The organism is Aliihoeflea sp. 2WW, from assembly GCF_000497755.1.
GTDB lineage: Bacteria > Pseudomonadota > Alphaproteobacteria > Rhizobiales > Rhizobiaceae > Aliihoeflea.
On record NZ_AYOD01000011.1, the window covers coordinates 1 to 18,200 of the forward strand.

An 18,200-nucleotide genomic window follows, 5' to 3' on the forward strand; every position below is an offset into this window, starting at 1 on the left:
CGCCGGCATGGCGGCCGGGGCGGGCAGCGCCGCCGCTGCCGCCTCCACGGCGTCCGAGCAACCGGCCTGGGCCGCGCGCATGAAGCGCGGCCAGACCATGAGCCACGGCGCGACCGCAGCCGCCCATGCCGTCCGCTCCGGCGATTCCGGCGGCGGCTCCATGAACGTCTCTCTCCAGCAGGACGACCGCAGATGAACCTCTTCAAACGACCGTCGGTGCGCTACGCGCGCACGCCCGAACCCGAAACGCCCTACCAGAAGGCGGCACAAGCATGGGACGAGCGGCTCGGCTCGGCGCGCGTGCAGGCGAAGAACTGGCGGCTGATGGCCTTCGGTTCGCTGCTGCTCGCCGGCGGCTTCGCCGCAGCACTTGTCTGGCAGTCGACGCGCGGGACCGTCGTGCCCTGGGTGGTGCAGATCGACCGCTTCGGCGAGGCGCAGGCCGTGGCCTCGGCCGTGGCCGACTATCGGCCGACCGATCCTCAGATCGCATGGCATCTCGGCCGTTTCATCGAGCAAGTCAGGAGCCTTCCGGCCGATCCGATCATCGTGCGGCAGAACTGGCTTCGCGCCTACGAATACACCACCGATCGCGGCGCCATCGCGCTGAACGATTACGCCCGCGCCAACGATCCGTTCACGCGCGTCGGCCGTCAGCAGGTTGCCGTGGAGATCTCGTCGGTCATCCGCGCCTCGCCGGACTCCTTCCGCATCGCCTGGACAGAGCGCCGCTACGAGAACGGCCAGCTCGCTGGAACCGAGCGTTGGACCGCGATCCTGACCACGGTGATCCAGCAGCCGCGCACCCCCGAACGCCTGCGGGCGAATCCGCTGGGGGTCTACGTCAACGCAATCAACTGGTCGAGGGAGATGGGATCATGAAGGGGGCCTACAGGAGAAGAAGTTCGCTGCCGCTGGTCGTGCTGGTGTCGGCGGCTGCGCTCGCCGGCTGTGCGAGGAAATACATCCCGCCCGAGATCAACTATGACGACGCAGCGCCCGCCGTTCTCACCGCTGATCCGGTCGGGCCTGTTCAGGTAGTCGAGCTGCCGAAGCCGCTGCCGCTTCCCGGCCAGCTCAAGCCGGTGGACGGCGCGGCCGCGAAGCCGGAGCCGGCCGATCCGCGCCAGCGCATCACGCAGGCGAACGAGGCGGCTCGCATGCAGCCCGTCCGAGACGGCTTCATCAACGCCGTTCAGGTCTATCCATACTCGGCGGGCGCGCTCTATCAGGTCTATGCCGCGCCCGGCCAGGTCACGGACATAGCCTTGCAGCCAGGCGAGCAACTCGTCGGCTCCGGCCCCGTCGCGGCCGGCGACACCGTGCGATGGATCATCGGGGACACCGAAAGCGGGGCCGGCGATCGCAGGCAGGTCCACATCCTCGTCAAGCCGACGCGGCCGGACCTCCAGACCAACCTCGTCATCAACACCGACCGCCGCACCTATCATATGGAGCTGCGCTCCACGCCCTCGACCTACATGGCCTCCGTGTCCTGGCAATATCCGCAGGACCAGCTCATCGCGCTGCGGCGGCAGAACGCGCGGGCGTCTGAGGCGCAGCCCGTCGCCTCCGGCGTCGACATCTCGAAGCTCAACTTCCGCTACCGCATCGAGGGCGACTCGGCGCCGTGGAAGCCGCTGCGCGCCTTCGACGACGGCTCCAAGGTCTATATCGAGTTCGCGACCGGCATCGCCCAGGGCGAGATGCCGCCGCTCTTCGTGATCGGCCCGTCCGGCAATTCCGAGCTGGTCAACTACCGCGCCCGCCAGAACTACTATGTCGTCGACCGGCTGTTCGCCGCCGCCGAACTGCGCCTGGGCGACAAGGACTCGCAGCGCCGCGTCCGCATCGTCCGCACGGACGGCAGGCCGGCCGCGCGGCGGCCCGCGATCTTCGCTGCGGGAGAAGCGCGATGACCGACGCTGCCAATCCGTCTCCCGGCGGCGATATTCGCGCCGAGCTGCGCCTGCGGCCGGAGCCGCCGCGCGTCACGCGGCTGTCCCGCAAGGTGCTGATCGGCCTCGGCGGCGTCAGCGCGATCGCGGTCATGGGCGCGTTGATCTGGGCGCTCGACTCGAATCGGCGCGGCGGCCAGCAGTCATCGGAACTCTACAGCACCGAGAACCGCTCGACGGCGGACGGCTTGCAGAGCCTGCCGCGCGACTATACCGGCCTGCCGCGTCCGGACGTGCCGGAGCTGGGGCCGGCGCTGCCCGGCGACCTCGGACGGCCGATCCGCCGCGCTCAGGAGCGCGGCCAGCCTGTCGCGCCGCCGACCATCCAGACTCCGCAGGCCGACCCCGAGGAGCAGCGCCGCCTCGCCGAGATCGAGGCCGCCCGCACCGCAAGGCTGTTCACCGACAGCCGCGGCGAGCGCATCACGGACGGCCTGGGCAGCGCGGCGAGGCCCGCGGCCGTCGATCCGCTGTCCGGCCTGACCATTCCGGCCGAGCCGCCGCCGCTCGATCCAGGCGCAGCCCAGAACATGCAGGACCGCAAGCTCGCCTTCGTCAATGCCGAGACCGACCGCCGCACCGTCAGCACCGACCGCGTGCAGGAGAAAGCCTCGCCCTATGTCGTGCAGGCCGGCGCCGTCATTCCGGCCGCCCTCATCACCGGCATCCGCTCCGACCTTCCGGGCCAGGTCACGGCGCAGATCACGGAACACGTCTATGACAGCCCGACAGGATCGCATCTGCTGATCCCGCAGGGCGCGCGCCTGATCGGCCAGTACGACAGCCAAGTCGCATTCGGCCAGCGCCGCGTGCTGCTGGTCTGGAACCGCATCGTCATGCCGGACGGCACGTCCATCGTACTGGAGCGCCTTCCCGGAACGGACCCGCAGGGATTCTCCGGCCTTGAGGATCAGGTGAACAATCATTGGGGCCAGCTCTTCCGCGCGGCCGCGCTCTCCACCCTTCTCGGCATCGGCACCCAGCTCGCGATCGACAATGAGAGCGAGATCGCCCGCGCCATCCGCGAGAGCGCCCAGGACAGCGCCTCCGACATCGGCCAGCAGATCGTGCGCCGCCAGCTCAACATCCAGCCGACGCTCACGGTGCGGCCGGGCTTGCCCGTCCGCGTGATCGTCCAGCGCGATCTTGTGATGCAGCCTTACGGCGCTGCGAGGGAGCCGTCATGACCAAGCTGAAGCTGTCCTCCATCCCCGACGACCGGCCGGTCAAGATGACCGTCGAGCTGCCGGCCGCCGTGCATCGCGATCTCGTCGCCTATGCCGAGATCCTCGCCAGGTCCAACGGCGAGAAGACGCCGCCCGATCCGGCCAAGCTGGTCGCGCCCATGCACCAGCGCTTCATGGCCACCGACAAGGTGTTCCGGAAGGCGCGCAATGATCCCGGCTTGACCGGCACGTCGCGGTAGGTCCGACCGATGCCGCAGGCCGAACAAGGCAATGACCCTCTGGCATGGACCGTGGCGATGCACTATATAGGTCGAAATTCGGGACCGGAATCGGTCCTAATTTCGGTGCCGTCAGTCGAGGACAAAGCCATGCAGCGCGTCGAAGCCGAGATTGCCGTGAGCGTCTCCGACCTTAAGAAGAATCCGAGCGCCATCGTCGACGGCGCGCGCGGCAACGCGATCGCGATCCTGAACCACAACCGGGTCATGGCCTATATGGTGCCGGCCGGCACCTATGAGGCGATGATGGACGCGCTCGACGACCAGGCGCTTGTCGAGATCGCGAAGGCGCGCGCTGGCGAGAAGGGCGTGCCGGTCAGCCTCGATGACCTATAGGCTGGAGTTCCTGCCGTCCGCGCGGAAGGAATGGGACAAGCTCGGCGCGACGCTGCGCCAGCAGTTCAAGAACAAGCTGGCCGAGCGTCTTGAACGCCCCCGCGTGCAGCCGGACGCGCTGCGCGGCCTGGCCGACCACTACAAGATCAAGCTGCGCTCGGCCGGCTACCGCCTCGTCTACCGCGTCGAGGAAGAAAGGATCACGGTGGTCGTGGTGGCGGTCGGCAAGCGCGAGCGCTCGGAAGTCTACGAAGCGGCGAGAAAGCGTTGACGGGCGACGCGCCCCAAGCCCGCCGGCCGCTTAGGCAGCCTCCTTCAACTCCTCCTCCGGCAGAACCAGCAGGGCGGCCACCTTCGCGTTGTGGAGCCAGCCGAGATCCGGTCCCTCGTCCCTGCCGTTGGCGCTGTCGATGATGACCTTCGAGATTCGCTCCTGCTGCTTGCGCAGATGGTCGCGCAGCAGGCTGTCGCGCGTGATGTAGCCCGCGTTCACGCCGGGCAGCGAGTGGTTCATCAGGAGATGGATGTCCAGCTCCGACACGCCGGCCGCCTGCGCCAGCGTGCGATAGCTCTGGCGAAGGTCGTTGCCCCACTTCGACAGAACGTCCCGCTCTTCCTTGTGCTCGATCAGGTGTCCGCTGTCGCTGTCGGCCGGGAACAGCCAGAACTCGGCCTGGTCGGGATAGAGGATGCGGCCAGCGCGCATCGCCCGCAGGATGCAGCGGATCATCGGCCGCGACAGGGGTATGTCGAACGCCTTCTTCACGCCGCCCTTCGGCTTCGGGATGTGCAGCAGCCGGCTGCGGAAGTCGATATGCTCGATCCGCACGTCGGCCGCGAGCCGCTCAGCAGCGTCATCAGGTGGAACTCGCGGCGGATCGGATTCGTGAGCGCCGTCAGCTCCGCGAACCACGATGCCATGTCGCCGGTGCCCATGCCGGTGTCGCGCCGCTGCTCGGTGTTCCAGTCGATCGCCGTCACCGGGTTGATCGGCGGAAGATCGAGATTGGTCTTCCGTGCATGGTTATAGACCGCCCGCAGGCTCCGCATCGCGCCATTGGCGATATAGGGGCCGTTCTCCCGGCTGATCTTGTCATGCCGCTCGGCGACGAGCTTCGGCTGCCGGCCGAGCCTGGCGAGCGGCTTGTCCAACCAATCCTCGAACAGCCGCTCCATGTGGTCGCGGTAGTTCTCGATCGTGCGCGCATCGCGGCCCTTGCGGACCATGTGCCCGTCCCGATACCGCTCCCAAGCCCTGCGCAGCGTCACGGCGCCCGGCTTGATCTTCTGGTCCTCTCCCGGCCGCTCGCCCCGCGCGATGGAGCCGATCTCCACCTTCGCCTTGCTGCGCGCCTCGCGCGTCGTCACGTCCCCGCACTCGCCGAGCTTCACCTGCGCGGCGAACTCCCGGACGCCATCGCGCCAGAACTCCCCCTGCGCCATGAAGGTCTTCTTCTTCTTTCCGACGAGCACGAAGAAGCCGGGAAGCTCGGTGTCGCGGACCTTGTATTGCTTGTCGGTGGCATAGGGCAGGCGTGCAATCGCCTTGTCGGTGAGAAGCTGCCGGTTGTCGGCCATTTCGGGCCTCCCAATTTTTAGTCTGGGTTTAGTCTGGGGAAGTGTCCGGCGGGAGTCATCACGGTGAAACTACGCCAAAGCACGACCATCTACGAAGAATAGTAGCAAAATCAATATCTTGTGTCAAGTCGAAAAGTGTGGTGACGTAGCGCGTCGGACATGCCAATATGGCAAAAAACATACTACGAATCTGGGGGTCAGAGGTTCGAATCCTTTCGGGCGCGCCATTCAACCGACTGAAATGCCTACGATATCAAAGCCCTTATCCATCCGATGAGATCCGCCCGTACCGTTGCTGTCACGGCAGGATTTCGGCCACGTTCACGGCACGGCGTTCCTTGACGGAGCGCAAGGCCGCTTCCGCAATTACGAGTGCGACAAGGCCGTCCCGGCCGGACGGCTGGGGCTGTGTTCCGTCGCGGATTGCGGCGATGAAGCCTGCGATCTCGGCGGCGTAGGCCTGCGTGTAGCGCGTCATGAAGAAATCGTGCAGTGGCGGCCGCGTGAAACCCCGCTCATCGGCGATCTCGATCGAGTTTTCAGCGGCGATCATGCCCTTCGTGCCCAGCGCCTCGATGCGCTGGTCGTAGCCGTAGGTGGCGCGCCTTGAATTGGAGATGACGCATTGACGGCCGCTCGCCGTCGTCAGGATGACGCTCGCGCTGTCGTAATCGCCGAGTTCGCCGATCGCCGGATCGACGAGGCAAGCGGCCGACGCGCTGACCCAGGCCGGCTCCTCGCCCAGAAGGAAGCGGGCCATGTCGAAATCGTGGATCGTCATGTCCTTGAAGATGCCGCCGGACGACAGAATGTAACTTGCGGGCGGGGCGCCGGGATCGCGCGAGGTGATCGTCACCATTTCGACCGCGCCGATCGCGCCTGCATCGATCTGCGCCCTCACCGCCTGGAAATGGGGATCGAAGCGGCGATTGAAGCCCACCATCAAGATGCCGCTCTCCGCTTCGACCACGGCAAGGCAGGCGCGCACGCGATCGACCGACAGGTCGACGGGCTTTTCGCAGAAGATGGCCTTGCCGGCGCGTGCGAAGCGCTCGATGAGATCGGCATGCGTGTCGGTGGGCGTGCAGATGACCACGGCATCGATATCGTCCGCCGCCAGGATTTCATCGACGGAACGAACCTCGGCACCCCAGAGCGCGGCGAGCGAATCCGCGGCCTGCGGCATGGCGTCGGCGACGGCCACCAGTCTCGCGTTCGGATCGCCGCTGACGGCCTTGGCGTGGACCTTGCCGATGCGCCCCGCGCCAAGCACGGCAAACCGAATGGACATGAAAATTCTCCTCAGACGAGATGGATGCGGGCGTCGCTGCGCGCCGCGTCGGCGATGGCATGGGTGACGCGCTCGAAGATGAGCGCTTCGTTGAAATCGGGTCCGGTGCGCGGTCCGCCTGCGATCTGCGCGAGGAAGGCGCCGGCCTCGATGGTCTTGAGATCGTTCATGCCGATCTGGTGGCCGGCGGCCGGCACGAATGCCCCGAACGGCGCGTGCTCCGGCCCCGTCAGGATCGTCGTGAAGCCCTGGAGTGCCTTGTCGCCGATATTCCGGTAGAGCATCAACTCGTTCATGCGTTCCTGATCGAAAACGATCATGCCCTTGGTGCCGTGGATTTCGAAGCCCAGCCTGTTCTTGCGACCCCAGGCGCTGCGGGAAATCGCCAGCGTGCCCGTCGCGCCGCTTGCAAAGCGCACGAGCGCGCTTGCCAGATCCTCGTTTTCGACCGCCGCTCGGCCGTCGGACTCAGTGAGCGGGCGCGTTTCGTGCACGGTCGCCATATCCGCGATCAGGCTGTCGATGGGTCCGGCAAGCCGGCAGACCATGCTGACCAGATGGCAACCCAGATCGCCGAGCGCACCGAGCCCGGCTTCGGCCATTGCCGCGCGCCACGTCCAGGGAAGGTCGGGATCGGCCTGATAATCCTCGTCGACCCATCCGCGCACATGCACGATGCGGCCGATCTCGCCGGCGTCGACGAGCCGTTTTGCATGGGTGAAGGCCGGATTGTGGATGTAATTGTAGCCGACCATGGTGCACACGCCGGCCTCTTGCGCCGCTCGCGCCATCTCCTCGGCCTGCGCAAGCGTCAGCGCCAGCGGCTTTTCGCAATGAACGTGCTTGCCCGCTGCGATCGCTGCCAGCGCCATTTCATGGTGCATCCGGTTCGGCGTGGTGATGCAGACGATATCGACCGCATCGTCGCGCACCAGAGCGCGCCAGTCGTCGGTGACGCGCGCAAAGCCGAACTGTTCGGCCATGCGGGCCGCCTTGTCCTGCGGTACGTCGCAGAGAAGTTCGAGGCGCACCGGCGGCAGCCCGCCAAGCACCGCATTTGCATTGCGATAGGCGAGCGCATGGCTCTTGCCCATGAACCCGGTCCCGATCAGGCCGATCCCCAGCGCGCGGGTCACGCCCGTCCTCCATCCATCTGCGCCATAGGCAACAGGCTCCTCCCGGCTTGCCAAGATCTCGACGGCGCGCCTCTCCGCGACTTGTCGAAATGGAATATTTGTTCCAAATATACATGTCCGCCCGACCGGCGGCTGTCAAGCGCATTGAGGACGACAGGCATGGATGCATCTTCCCCGCCGACCACGATCGAAGCCTTCCAGCTTCGCCTTAGCGAAGTCGCCGGCACGCTGCCCAAGCGCCTGCGGCAATGCGCGGATTTCGTGACGTCCAACCCGGAGCGCATTGCGGTCTCCACCGTCGCCGAATTGTCGTCGGCTGCCGGCGTGCCGCCATCGGCCTTCGTGCGGTTTTGCCAGATCATCGGCTTCAAGGGGTTTTCGGACATGCAGCGCCTGTTTCGCGACGCGCATGCGCCGCGCTGGCCGGACTATCCGACACGCATCAAGGCGCTGCACGAACAGGGACAGGACAGCCCATCCGCCCTCCTCGCCGAGTTCATCGAGGCAGGCCGGCACTCACTGGAAAACCTTGCCACGACGTTGGACAGCAAGGCTTTGGAGGCCGCCGTCGAGACGCTGGCCAAGGCTCGCACGATCCATCTCGTCGGCTTCCGGCGCGCATTTCCGGTCGCCTCCTACATGGCCTATGCGCTCGAGAAGATGGAGGTTCCGGCCATGTTGCACGGAGCGGTCGGCCATATCGATGCGCGCCATGCCCTTGCCACCGGCGACGCCATGGTCGCGATCACCTTCGCGCCCTACACGCCGGCGACCGTCGAACTGGCGACCTATGCCAGCGAACGCGGCATCCCCGTCGTCGCGATCACGGACACGCTGGCAAGCCCGCTGCGCCGTCTCGACGTCACCGCCCTCTCGGTCAGCGAGATCGATGTAGGCGCATTTCGTGCATTGTCGGCGACGCTTTCTCTGGCGACGGCCCTTGTCGTCGCGATCGGCGCGCGTCGGAGCTGATGGAAAAATCGACTTGCATTGACTCCGAAATGGATGGAATATTCCATTTACCGGCTTGACCATGGAGGTGTCTCGCGCGGCAGCACACATCTCAGGGAGAGAGAGAATGTCCAGGACAATGATTGCCGCGTTGGCGGTTGCAACGGGTCTCGGCACGATGTCGGTTCAGGCATTGGCTGCCGACGAACAGTTCGTTCTCATAAGCCACGCGCCCGATTCCGATAGCTGGTGGAACACGATCAAGAACGCCATTGCGGTCGCGGGCGAGCAGATGGAAGTGCGCGTCGACTACCGCAATCCGCCGACCGGCGATCTTGCCGACATGGCGCGCATCGTCCAGCAGGCGACCGCTGCCGGGCCCGATGGGATCATCGTCACCATCGCCGATTTCGACGTGCTGTCCGGCCCGATCAAGGATGCCGTCGATCAGGGCATTCCGGTCATCACCATCAATTCGGGCACGCAGGAACAGTCCACCGAACTCGGTGCCATGATGCATGTCGGCCAGCCGGAATTCGACGCCGGGCACGCCGCCGGACTGCGCGCCAAGGAAGCGGGCGCGACCTCGTTCCTGTGCGTCAATCACTACATCACCAACCCCGCCTCGGTCGAACGCTGCCAGGGTTTTGCTGATGCGCTGGGCGTCGAGCTGGGCAGCCAGATGATCGATTCCGGCCTCGATCCTTCCGAGGTTCAAAACAAGGTCGCCGCCTATCTGACCACCAATCCGGACACCTCCGCGATCCTGACGCTCGGGCCGAATTCCGCGCATCCGACGATCCGGGCGGTGCAGGATGCTGGTCTGGAGGGCGAGATCTTCTTCGCCACCTTCGATCTGTCAGCCGAGATTTCGCAGGCGATCAAGGACGACATCATCGACTTCGCGATCGACCAGCAACCCTTCCTGCAGGGCTATCTGCCGGTGGTTCTGCTGACGAATTATGCGCGCTACGGGGTGATGCCGGGCAACAACATCAATTCCGGCCCCGGCTTCATCACGAAAGACAATATCGAGCAGGTCGAGGCGTTGGCGGGCGAGTTCCGCTAGGCCGTCCCACCGATAGGGGCGGCCGATGCGCCGCCCCTTTTCTTCGCTGCACACCACCGGGGGACCCGCCATGACGGCCACCACCGACGAACGCGTCAAGTCCGTCTCGGGCTTCCGCCGCGCCATGATCCGCCCCGAACTCGGCGCTATCTGCGGCACGATCCTCGTCTTCGTCTTCTTCGTCCTCATCGCGGGCGATACGGGAATGTTCGCCGCGCAAGGCGTGATGAACTGGACGCTCGTCTCCGCGCAATTCGCCATCATCGCGGTCGGCGCGTGCCTCCTGATGATCGCGGGGGAGTTCGACCTTTCGGTCGGCTCCATGATCGGCTTTGCCGGAACCGTCATCGCCATCGTGTCGGTGCAATGGGGCTGGCCGGTTTGGATCGCGATCGTGTGTGCCTTCGCCGTCGCGCTTGCCATCGGCGCGCTGAATGGCTGGCTCGTCATTCGCACCGGGCTGCCGAGCTTCATCGTCACGCTCGCCTTTCTCTATATCCTTCGCGGGCTGACGATCTGGCTGTCGATCCTGACCACGCGCCAGACGATCATCGGAGGTGTCGGCGAAGCGGCACAGGGCGACTGGCTCGCCTGGCTTTTCGGCGGCAAGATTTTCGGCAGCCTGTTCGTCTGGCTGGCCGATGCGAACCTGATCGCCACCTATGATCGCGGCGCACGCAGCGGCCAGCCCATCATCGACGGCATCCCGATGCTGATCGTCTGGGCCATCGGGCTGATGATCTTTGCCCATGTGCTCCTGACCCGGACGCGCTTCGGCAACTGGATCTACGCGGCCGGCGGCGACGCGCAGGCCGCGCGCTATGTCGGCGTGCCCGTCGATCGGGTGAAAATCCTGATGTTCATGTTCACCGCTTTCTGCGCGACCGTCTTCGCGACCTGCCAGGTGATGGAGTTCGGATCGGCCGCCGCCGACCGTGGCCTGCTGAAGGAGTTCGAGGCGATCATCTGCGTCGTCATCGGCGGCGCGCTTTTGACCGGCGGCTATGGCTCGGTCGTCGGCGCGGCACTCGGCGCGCTCATCTTCGGCGTCGTCCAGCAGGGCCTGTTCTTTGCCGGGGCGGAAAGTTCGCTCTTCCGCGTCTTCCTCGGCACGATCCTGATCCTCGCCGTCATCATGAACACCTTCATCCGCCGCATGATCACGGGAGAACGGTGATGTCCCTGATCGAGATGCGTGACATCCAAAAGCATTTTGGCGCGGTGATCGCGCTGGGCGGTGTGTCCTTCGATGTGCAGGCTGGCGAATGCCACTGTCTGCTAGGTGACAATGGTGCCGGCAAGTCGACCTTCATCAAGACCATGTCGGGCGTGCACAAGCCGTCCGCCGGCACGATGCTGGTCGAGGGCAAGGAGGTCGTCTTCCAAAGCCCCCGCGACGCCATGGAAGCGGGCATCGCGACCGTGTACCAGGATCTGGCGATGATCCCGCTGATGTCGGTCACCCGCAATTTCTGGATGGGCCGGGAACCGGTCCGCAAATTCGGGCCGCTGAAGTTGATCGACTTCGAGACCGCGAACCGGGTCACGATGGAGGAAATGCGCCGGATGGGCATCAATCTGCGCGAGCCCGAACAGGCGGTGGGCACATTGTCGGGCGGTGAGCGCCAGACGGTCGCCATTGCGCGCGCGGTTCATTTCGGCGCCAAGGTCCTGATCCTCGACGAACCGACCTCCGCGCTCGGCGTGCGCCAGACTTCGAACGTGCTGGCGACGATCGACCGGGTGCGCAAGCAGGGCATCGGGGTCGTCTTCATCACCCACAATGTCCGCCACGCCATGGCGGTCGGCAATCGCTTCACCGTTCTCAATCGCGGCAAGACGCTCGGCACGGCCGCACGCGGCGAGATCAGCGCGGAGGATTTGCAGGACCTGATGGCAGGCGGGCAGGAAATGGCCGAACTTGAAGGCTCGCTCGGGGGAACCGTATGAGCCTCGACGTCATCACCATCGGGCGCTCATCGGTCGATCTTTACGGCGTGCAGGTCGGTGGGCGGCTGGAAGACATGCGCTCGCTGCGCAAATATATCGGAGGCTCACCCACCAACATGGCCTGCGGCACGGCACGGCTCGGGCTGAAATCGGCCGTCATCACGCGTGTCGGCAACGAGCATATGGGCCGCTTTATTCGCGAACAGCTCACCGCCGAAGGGGTCGATACGCGCGGCGTCGTCACCGACCCCGAGCGCCTCACCGCGCTCGTCATCCTCGGCATCCGCGACGAGGACAATTTTCCGCTGATCTTCTATCGCGAGAACTGCGCCGACATGGCCCTCGACGAAGGCGACATCGACCCGGCTTTCATCGCAGAGACGCGCGCGGTGGTCGCCACCGGAACGCACCTGTCCCATCCGCGCACCGAAGCCGCCGTCCTGATGGCGCTGCGCCTTGCCCGCGAAAACGGCGCGCGCACCGCTCTCGACATCGACTATCGGCCCAATCTGTGGGGGCTTGCAGGTCACGATGCCGGAGACAGCCGCTTCATCGCCTCGCAGGCGGTGACGGCCAAGCTTCAGTCGCATCTTCCTCTGTTCGACCTGATCGTCGGCACGGAGGAAGAGTTCCACATCGCCGGTGGCTCGACGGACACGATCGAAGCGCTCAGGGCCGTGCGCGCCGTCACCAGCGCGACGCTGATCACCAAGCGCGGGCCGATGGGCGCCGCCGCATTCACCGGCGCGATACCCGACACGCTCGACGAAGGCGAGGCCGGTCCCGCTTTCCGGATCGAAGTCTTCAACGTGCTGGGCGCCGGCGACGGCTTCATGTCCGGCCTCCTCAAGGGATGGCTCGACGACGCATCCTGGCCGGTCGCCCTCACCTATGCCAATGCCTGCGGCGCGCTCGCCGTCTCGCGCCATGGCTGCACGCCTGCCTATCCTTCGGCGCAGGAACTCGACTTCTTCCTCGAGCGCGGGATCGTGACCCCGGCGTTGCGCCACGACCGCGAGCTCGAGCAAATTCACTGGTCGACGAACCGGCGCGGCGATTGGCCGGACATGCGGGTCTTCGCCTTCGACCACCGCGCGCAACTGGAAGCGATGGACGGCGCCGACGCAAAGCGCATCGGCCAGTTCAAGCAATTGTGCCTGCAAGCGGCACTGCGGGTCGCCGACGGGCATCACGGCTACGGAATTCTCTGCGACGACCGACTTGGCCGCCATGCGCTTCATGCCGCCGCCGGCAGCGGTTTGTGGATCGGAAGGCCGGTCGAGCAACCCGGCTCGCGGCCGTTGCGGCTCGAACCCGAACTTGGCGCCGATTGGGGCGGGACGTTGGGCGAATGGCCCCGCGACCATGTCGTCAAGGCGTTGTGCTTCTGTCATCCCGACGACGACGACGCGATGTGGAGCGACCAACTCGGCACCATCGCCCGGCTGGCCGAATCCGCACGCCGCAACGATCTCGAATTCCTTCTGGAAGTCATCCCGTCGAGGGTCGGTCCGGTCGATGACATGACGACACCGCGCATCATCGAAAAGATCTACCAGAGCGCCATCTATCCCGACTGGTGGAAGCTCGAACCGATGACGAGTGAGCGGGCTTGGGCGAATGTGGTCACGGCCATCGAGGCGCACGATCCACACACGCGCGGCATCGTCGTTCTCGGTCTCGACGCGCCGCAGGCACAGCTTGCCGAAGCGTTCCGGCGCGCGGCCAGGTTCGATCTCGTCAAGGGCTTTGCCGTCGGCCGCAGCATCTTCGGAGACGCCGCGCGCGCGTGGTTCGCCGGCACGATGACGGATGCCGCCGCCGTCACCGACATGAGCGCGCGCTATCGCGCGCTTGCACAATCGTGGGACGACGCCCGCAACGCCAGGGACACTGCCGCATGACCACCATCCGACTGACCGCCGCGCAAGCCATGGTGCGCTACTGCACCAACCAGCTCAACGAGGGCGGCGTGCCGTTCCTGTCAGGCACATGGGCAATTTTCGGCCACGGCAATGTCGCCGGTCTCGGCGAGGCGCTGCATGGCGCGCGCGACACCTTCCCGACATGGCGCGGCCATAACGAGCAGAGCATGGCGCACGCGGCCATCGCCTATGCCAAGACGCTGAACCGTCGGCGGGCGATGATGGTGACGAGTTCCATCGGTCCCGGCGCGCTGAACATGGTGACGGCCGCTGCACTTGCTCATGTGAACCGGCTGCCGGTGCTGTTCGTGCCGGGCGATGTCTTCGCCAGTCGCGCACCCGACCCCGTCCTTCAGCAGATCGAGGATTTCGGCGACGGCACGGTCTCCGCCAATGACGCGTTCCGGCCGGTCAGCCGTTATTTCGACCGCATCTCGCGGCCCGAGCATCTGCTCACGGCCCTGCCCCGCGCTTTTCGCGTGATGACCGATCCGGCCGATTGCGGTCCGGTCACGCTGGCCTTTTGCCAGGACACGCAGGCCGAAGCGTTCGACTACCCCGAGAGCTTCTTTACGCCGCGCGTCTGGACCGTCCGCAGACCGCCGCCCGATCCGCGCGAACTTGACGCCGCCGTGGCTGCGATCAGCACCGCGCAGAAGCCGCTGATCATCGCCGGCGGCGGCGTTCACTATTCGCTGGCGACCGACGCCTTGCGCTTGTTTGCCGAGACCCATCGCATCCCCGTTGCCGAAACGCAGGCAGGCAAGTCCGCCCTGCCCTGGGATCATGCGCTCAATCTGGGCTCGCTCGGCGTCACCGGCAGTTCGGCTGCCAATGCGATTGCCGCCGACGCCGATCTCGTCATCGCGGTCGGCACCCGGCTGCAGGATTTCACCACCGGCTCGTGGGCGCTGTTCCGCAACCCGAAGTGCCGCCTCCTGACGATCAACGTCGCCCCCTATGATGCCGTCAAGCACACGGCGCTGACCGTCGTCGCCGATGCGCGCGTCGCTCTCGAAGCCCTCGGCACTGCCCTTGGCGACCACCACGCGCCGTCGCATGATGCCGGTCTGACTGCTGAGTGGACAGCGGCCGTCGATGCCGTCACGGCGATTGGCGACGAGACGCAGAACAGGCTTCCCTCCGACGCGCAGGTGATCGGCGCGGTGCAGCGCAGTGTCGATGACGACGCGATCCTCGTCTGCGCGGCGGGCGGGCTTCCGGGCGAATTGCACAAGCTTTGGCGTGCCCGCCGTCCCGGCGGCTACCATGTCGAATACGGCTTTTCGTGCATGGGCTACGAGATCGCCGGCGGGCTCGGCGTCAAGATGGCATGGCCGGACCGCGAAGTCGTCGTCATGGTCGGCGACGGCAGCTACATGATGATGAATTCCGAACTCGCCACCTCGGTCATGCTCGGCCAAAAGCTCATCATCGTGGTGCTCGACAATCGCGGCTATGGCTGCATCAACCGGCTGCAGGTCGCGTCGGGCGGGTCAAGCTTCAACAATCTGCTCGACACGGCCACACATGTCGTCCCATCCGCCATCGATTTCGCGGCGCACGCGGCCTCGATGGGCGCGATTGCCGAGAAGGTTGCCGATCTGGCGGGGCTCGAACAGGCGATGGCGCGCGCCCGCGCCTCCCCGCGCACCAGCGTGATCGTGATCGACACCGACCCGATGCAGACGACCGAGGCCGGCGGCGCCTGGTGGGACGTGGCGGTGCCACAGGTCTCGGAGCGTCGGCAGGTCCTCGACGCCCGCAAAGCCTATGACGACGCCCGAACACATCAGTGGATGGACTGACACGCATGATCCTCTATGGAACCAACCCGATCGCCTGGTCGAACGATGACGACCGTTCGCTCGGCGCCGCTATCTCGCTCGAAACATGCCTCAAGCAGGCGGCTGCGATCGGTTTCGACGGCATCGAGAAGGGGCACAAGATGCCCGATGAGGGCGACGCGCTGAAAGCGACGCTCGGCGCGCATGGCCTGCGCTTCGTCGGCGGCTGGTACTCCACCCATCTTCTGACACGCAGCGTGGAGGCCGAGATCGCCGCCGCCCGCGACCATCTCNAAAATCTTCATCGCGGCCGAAACATCGAATGCCATTCACGGCGCAAACGCCACACCCCTGGCCGAAAGTCCGGTCCTCGACGAGGACGACATGAAGCGTTTCGGCGAGAATATGGAGCAATTCGCCGCCTTTACCGCCAGCGAGGGCCTACCACTCGTCTATCACCACCATATGGGGACGGTCGTCGAGACCGGGCCGGAGATCGATGCCTTCATGAATGCGACGGGACCTGCGACCCGGCTCCTGCTCGACACGGGCCATGCCTATTTCGGCGGCGCCGATCCGGCGGACCTTGCGGTCCGATACATCCACCGCGTCGGCCACATTCACTGCAAGAATGTTCGGCCCGAGATCATGGAGAGAGTTCGCACCGAACGCCTCTCATTCCTCGACGGCGTGCGCGCGGGCGTCTTCACGGTTCCGGGCGATACGGAGAGCGGCGTCGATTTCACGCCGGTTCTGGAAACCGCAGCGCGCCACGATTATTCAGGCTGGCTGGTCATCGAGGCCGAGCAGGACCCGGACCAGCGCGATCCCGTCCATTATCAGTCGATGGGCCTCAAGGCGCTGCGGAAGATGGCGCGTGATGCCGGTCTCGACACGGCGGGAGGAGCGTGATGCCCAATCTCCTGCGAAAGCCAAGCGGCGATCACGGCCACGTCCATCGGCTCACGCCGCAGGATGCAGGTTGGTCCTATGTCGGCTTCGACCTGCACCGGCTGGAGGCGGGCGAGACCGTTCATGGCCTTCTGGAGGGACGAGAGGCGATCCTCGTCATCGTCGAGGGCAAGGCGCGGATCGAGGCCGCCGGCAAGGATTTCGGCGAGATGGGCGAGCGGCTGAGCGTCTTCGATAAGACGCCGCCGCATTGCCTCTACGTCCCTCCCGAAACGCCATGGACAGCCGTTGCGACCACGGCGCTCACCCTTGCCGTCTGTTCGGCGCCATCGAATGGCGGCAGGCCGGCACGGATCATCGGCCCGGCCGGCATCGACAAGGTCACGCGCGGCAAGGACGCCAATACGCGCTTCATCCACCCGATCGCGATGGAAGAGCGCGACGTGGCGGACAGGCTGCTCGTCACCGAAGTCTTCACGCCCGCCGGCAACTGGTCGTCCTATCCGCCGCATAGGCATGACGAGGACGATTTCCCACGCATGACCTATCTGGAGGAGACATACTATCACCGCCTAGACCCGCCACAGGGCTTCGGCTTCCAGCGCGTCTTCACCGAAGACCGCTCGCTGGACGAAACCATGACGGTGGAAGACGGCGATCTCGTTCTGGTGCCGAAGGGCCACCACCCCTGCGGCGCGCCGTACGGCTATGAGATGTACTATCTCAACGTCATGGCCGGGCCGTTGCGCAAATGGCGGTTCGAAAACCACCCCGACCATGACTGGATCGCGCAACGCGACACCCCGTCCACGTGACCGCGGCCGACAATCACTGGTCGGTCATTTGCCTATCCGCCTTCCGGAACGAGAACGACCGCACCGCCGGCCAGGCGCGATTCCAGTCGGCGGTGCGCGTCCGCGGCGTGGCTGAGCGGGAAGGTCTCGCAGTCGGGCGCCGACAGGATTCCTGCCTCGAGCGCGGTGAAGAGATCGACGGCCATGGCGTTGCGGCGGGCGGGATCGGCGAGATAGTGGAAGATGATCGGCCGCGTCAGCGAATTCGAGCGGGCGGCAAGCCGGCTCACCTCGAAGGGCGGAACCGGGCCGGAGGCCTGGCCGAAATTGACCAGGTGACCTAGCGGGCCGAGGACAGCGAGCGAACCATCGAATGTGTCCTTGCCGACTGAATCATAGGCGACGTCGACGCCTGCGCCTGCGGTCAGTTCCATGACGGCGGGAACGAAATCGGTGTCCCTATAGAGAACCGTGTGGTGGCATCCGGCGGCTTCAGCGATGCGTGCCTTCTCGTCGCCGCCGACCGTGCCGATGACCGTTGCGCCCAGGCGCGACGCCCACTGGCACAGGAGCCGTCCGACGCCTCCGGCAGCGGCATGGACGAGGATCGTCTCGCCGGCGCGTATGCGATGAACCTGCCGCAAGAGCATTTGCGCCGTCATGCCTTTCAGCAGAAGCGAAGCAGCCTGGCGATCGTCGAAGGCTGCGGGTATCGGGATGGCGAGGTCGGCCGGCAGGACACGCATCCCGGCATATGCCCCATAGGTGCCCGTGACGTATCCGACGCGATCTCCGACTGCGTGGCCGACGACGCCCGCCCCGACCTCTTCGATGACCCCGACGGCCTCGATGCCCGGGATGCCCGGCAAGGGCAGCGTCCGGTAGCTGCCATTGCGCACGTAGACGTCGTGAAAATTGACGCCGATCGCCGTCTGCCTGATGCGGATTTCACCTGGACCCGCATGCGGAACGTCGATCGTCTCGACCGCAAGCCTATCCGCATCGCCATGCGCACGCAGAACGATTGCCTGCGCCGTCATGAAAATGG

At 65.8% G+C, this 18,200-nt stretch carries 18 protein-coding genes and 2 pseudogenes; 15 read left to right on the plus strand and 5 right to left on the minus strand.

Features of this window, described 5'->3' with window-relative positions; all coding sequences use genetic code 11:
* The 7 genes and pseudogenes from ALII_RS21095 to ALII_RS0106785 form a co-directional block, all read left to right on the plus strand.
* Positions 1-196, plus strand: a pseudogene (locus ALII_RS21095) (P-type conjugative transfer protein TrbL); the annotation flags it as partial.
* The gene (trbF, locus tag ALII_RS0106760) at positions 193-882 is read left to right on the plus strand and encodes a conjugal transfer protein TrbF (RefSeq protein ID WP_024586563.1); all 690 of its coding nucleotides are present in this window, start codon (positions 193-195) and stop codon (positions 880-882) included. The pseudogene ALII_RS21095 and the gene trbF, both read left to right, overlap by 4 nt.
* A complete protein-coding gene (gene trbG / locus ALII_RS0106765) occupies positions 879-1,919 on the plus strand; it encodes a P-type conjugative transfer protein TrbG (protein WP_024586564.1) in 1,041 nt (346 codons plus the stop codon). The genes trbF and trbG overlap by 4 nt, the downstream gene beginning before the upstream one ends.
* Entirely contained in the window at positions 1,916-3,145 is a 1,230-nt protein-coding gene (locus tag ALII_RS0106770; protein ID WP_024586565.1) for a TrbI/VirB10 family protein, read from the plus strand. Before trbG ends, ALII_RS0106770 begins: the two co-directional genes overlap by 4 nt.
* Entirely contained in the window at positions 3,142-3,384 is a 243-nt protein-coding gene (locus ALII_RS0106775; RefSeq protein ID WP_024586566.1) for a DUF2274 domain-containing protein, read from the plus strand. The genes ALII_RS0106770 and ALII_RS0106775 overlap by 4 nt, the downstream gene beginning before the upstream one ends.
* Before the next feature lie 129 nt (positions 3,385-3,513).
* Entirely contained in the window at positions 3,514-3,759 is a 246-nt protein-coding gene (locus ALII_RS0106780; protein WP_024586567.1) for a type II toxin-antitoxin system Phd/YefM family antitoxin, read from the plus strand.
* The gene (locus ALII_RS0106785) at positions 3,749-4,030 is read left to right on the plus strand and encodes a type II toxin-antitoxin system RelE/ParE family toxin (RefSeq protein WP_024586568.1); all 282 of its coding nucleotides are present in this window, start codon (positions 3,749-3,751) and stop codon (positions 4,028-4,030) included. Before ALII_RS0106780 ends, ALII_RS0106785 begins: the two co-directional genes overlap by 11 nt.
* A 30-nt stretch (positions 4,031-4,060) precedes the next feature.
* Here the strand turns inward: ALII_RS0106785 and ALII_RS23075 are convergent, their stop codons facing one another.
* The 4 genes from ALII_RS23075 to ALII_RS0106800 all read right to left on the minus strand — a co-directional run bounded on the left by ALII_RS23075 (position 4,061) and on the right by ALII_RS0106800 (position 7,764).
* Positions 4,061-4,525 carry a hypothetical protein gene (locus tag ALII_RS23075; protein WP_244437356.1) on the minus strand — a complete coding sequence of 155 codons (465 nt, stop codon included), beginning with the start codon at positions 4,523-4,525 and terminating at the stop codon, positions 4,061-4,063.
* Complete coding sequence (locus tag ALII_RS23080; RefSeq protein WP_244437357.1) at positions 4,522-5,337, minus strand: integrase arm-type DNA-binding domain-containing protein; 816 nt, start codon at positions 5,335-5,337, stop codon at positions 4,522-4,524. The genes ALII_RS23075 and ALII_RS23080 overlap by 4 nt, the downstream gene beginning before the upstream one ends.
* 298 nt (positions 5,338-5,635) lie before the next feature.
* Positions 5,636-6,628 (minus strand): inositol 2-dehydrogenase, encoded by a 993-nt coding sequence (iolG, locus tag ALII_RS0106795; RefSeq protein WP_024586569.1) that lies wholly within the window; start codon positions 6,626-6,628, stop codon positions 5,636-5,638.
* Positions 6,629-6,639: 11 nt separating this feature from the next.
* On the minus strand, positions 6,640-7,764 hold the full coding sequence (locus ALII_RS0106800) for a Gfo/Idh/MocA family oxidoreductase (RefSeq protein WP_029660280.1): 1,125 nt from the start codon (positions 7,762-7,764) through the stop codon (positions 6,640-6,642).
* A 159-nt stretch (positions 7,765-7,923) separates the two neighbouring features.
* Between ALII_RS0106800 and ALII_RS0106805 the strand changes: the two genes are divergently transcribed.
* The 8 genes and pseudogenes from ALII_RS0106805 (at position 7,924) to iolB (ending at position 17,173) form a co-directional block, all read left to right on the plus strand.
* Positions 7,924-8,736, plus strand: a complete 813-nt coding sequence (locus tag ALII_RS0106805; protein ID WP_024586571.1) for a MurR/RpiR family transcriptional regulator — start codon at positions 7,924-7,926, stop codon at positions 8,734-8,736.
* Positions 8,737-8,842: 106 nt separating this feature from the next.
* Entirely contained in the window at positions 8,843-9,784 is a 942-nt protein-coding gene (locus ALII_RS0106810; RefSeq protein WP_024586572.1) for a sugar ABC transporter substrate-binding protein, read from the plus strand.
* Positions 9,785-9,854: 70 nt separating this feature from the next.
* A complete protein-coding gene (locus tag ALII_RS0106815; protein ID WP_024586573.1) occupies positions 9,855-10,961 on the plus strand; it encodes an ABC transporter permease in 1,107 nt (368 codons plus the stop codon).
* Positions 10,961-11,734 carry an ATP-binding cassette domain-containing protein gene (locus tag ALII_RS0106820; protein ID WP_024586574.1) on the plus strand — a complete coding sequence of 258 codons (774 nt, stop codon included), beginning with the start codon at positions 10,961-10,963 and terminating at the stop codon, positions 11,732-11,734. The genes ALII_RS0106815 and ALII_RS0106820 overlap by 1 nt, the downstream gene beginning before the upstream one ends.
* Entirely contained in the window at positions 11,731-13,638 is a 1,908-nt protein-coding gene (gene iolC, locus ALII_RS0106825) for a 5-dehydro-2-deoxygluconokinase (RefSeq protein WP_024586575.1), read from the plus strand. Before ALII_RS0106820 ends, iolC begins: the two co-directional genes overlap by 4 nt.
* Complete coding sequence (iolD, locus tag ALII_RS0106830; protein ID WP_024586576.1) at positions 13,635-15,467, plus strand: 3D-(3,5/4)-trihydroxycyclohexane-1,2-dione acylhydrolase (decyclizing); 1,833 nt, start codon at positions 13,635-13,637, stop codon at positions 15,465-15,467. Before iolC ends, iolD begins: the two co-directional genes overlap by 4 nt.
* Before the next feature lie 5 nt (positions 15,468-15,472).
* Positions 15,473-16,358: pseudogene (iolE, locus tag ALII_RS21105) on the plus strand (myo-inosose-2 dehydratase).
* Positions 16,358-17,173 (plus strand): 5-deoxy-glucuronate isomerase, encoded by an 816-nt coding sequence (gene iolB, locus ALII_RS0106840; RefSeq protein ID WP_024586577.1) that lies wholly within the window; start codon positions 16,358-16,360, stop codon positions 17,171-17,173. Before iolE ends, iolB begins: the two are co-directional and overlap by 1 nt.
* A 32-nt stretch (positions 17,174-17,205) precedes the next feature.
* Here iolB and ALII_RS0106845 read toward each other — a convergent pair whose 3' ends face one another.
* Positions 17,206-18,192, minus strand: coding sequence for a quinone oxidoreductase (locus ALII_RS0106845; RefSeq protein WP_024586578.1), 987 nt, complete (start codon positions 18,190-18,192; stop codon positions 17,206-17,208).
* Positions 18,193-18,200: the final 8 nt, after the last annotated feature.

What these genes read in the sequence shown, in the direction of transcription:
- iolB (WP_024586577.1), top strand. Translation starts at nt 16,358, where the DNA reads ATGCCCAATCTCCTGCGAAAGCCAAGCGGCGATCACGGCCACGTCCAT.
- ALII_RS0106785 (WP_024586568.1), top strand. Translation starts at nt 3,749, where the DNA reads ATGACCTATAGGCTGGAGTTCCTGCCGTCCGCGCGGAAGGAATGGGAC.
- iolC (WP_024586575.1), top strand. Translation starts at nt 11,731, where the DNA reads ATGAGCCTCGACGTCATCACCATCGGGCGCTCATCGGTCGATCTTTAC.
- ALII_RS0106845 (WP_024586578.1), bottom strand. Translation starts at nt 18,192, where the DNA reads ATGACGGCGCAGGCAATCGTTCTGCGTGCGCATGGCGATGCGGATAGG.
- trbF (WP_024586563.1), top strand. Translation starts at nt 193, where the DNA reads ATGAACCTCTTCAAACGACCGTCGGTGCGCTACGCGCGCACGCCCGAA.
- ALII_RS0106770 (WP_024586565.1), top strand. Translation starts at nt 1,916, where the DNA reads ATGACCGACGCTGCCAATCCGTCTCCCGGCGGCGATATTCGCGCCGAG.
- ALII_RS0106780 (WP_024586567.1), top strand. Translation starts at nt 3,514, where the DNA reads ATGCAGCGCGTCGAAGCCGAGATTGCCGTGAGCGTCTCCGACCTTAAG.
- ALII_RS23080 (WP_244437357.1), bottom strand. Translation starts at nt 5,337, where the DNA reads ATGGCCGACAACCGGCAGCTTCTCACCGACAAGGCGATTGCACGCCTG.
- trbG (WP_024586564.1), top strand. Translation starts at nt 879, where the DNA reads ATGAAGGGGGCCTACAGGAGAAGAAGTTCGCTGCCGCTGGTCGTGCTG.
- ALII_RS0106805 (WP_024586571.1), top strand. Translation starts at nt 7,924, where the DNA reads ATGGATGCATCTTCCCCGCCGACCACGATCGAAGCCTTCCAGCTTCGC.
- ALII_RS0106815 (WP_024586573.1), top strand. Translation starts at nt 9,855, where the DNA reads ATGACGGCCACCACCGACGAACGCGTCAAGTCCGTCTCGGGCTTCCGC.
- iolD (WP_024586576.1), top strand. Translation starts at nt 13,635, where the DNA reads ATGACCACCATCCGACTGACCGCCGCGCAAGCCATGGTGCGCTACTGC.
- ALII_RS0106820 (WP_024586574.1), top strand. Translation starts at nt 10,961, where the DNA reads ATGTCCCTGATCGAGATGCGTGACATCCAAAAGCATTTTGGCGCGGTG.
- iolG (WP_024586569.1), bottom strand. Translation starts at nt 6,628, where the DNA reads ATGTCCATTCGGTTTGCCGTGCTTGGCGCGGGGCGCATCGGCAAGGTC.
- ALII_RS0106810 (WP_024586572.1), top strand. Translation starts at nt 8,843, where the DNA reads ATGTCCAGGACAATGATTGCCGCGTTGGCGGTTGCAACGGGTCTCGGC.
- ALII_RS0106775 (WP_024586566.1), top strand. Translation starts at nt 3,142, where the DNA reads ATGACCAAGCTGAAGCTGTCCTCCATCCCCGACGACCGGCCGGTCAAG.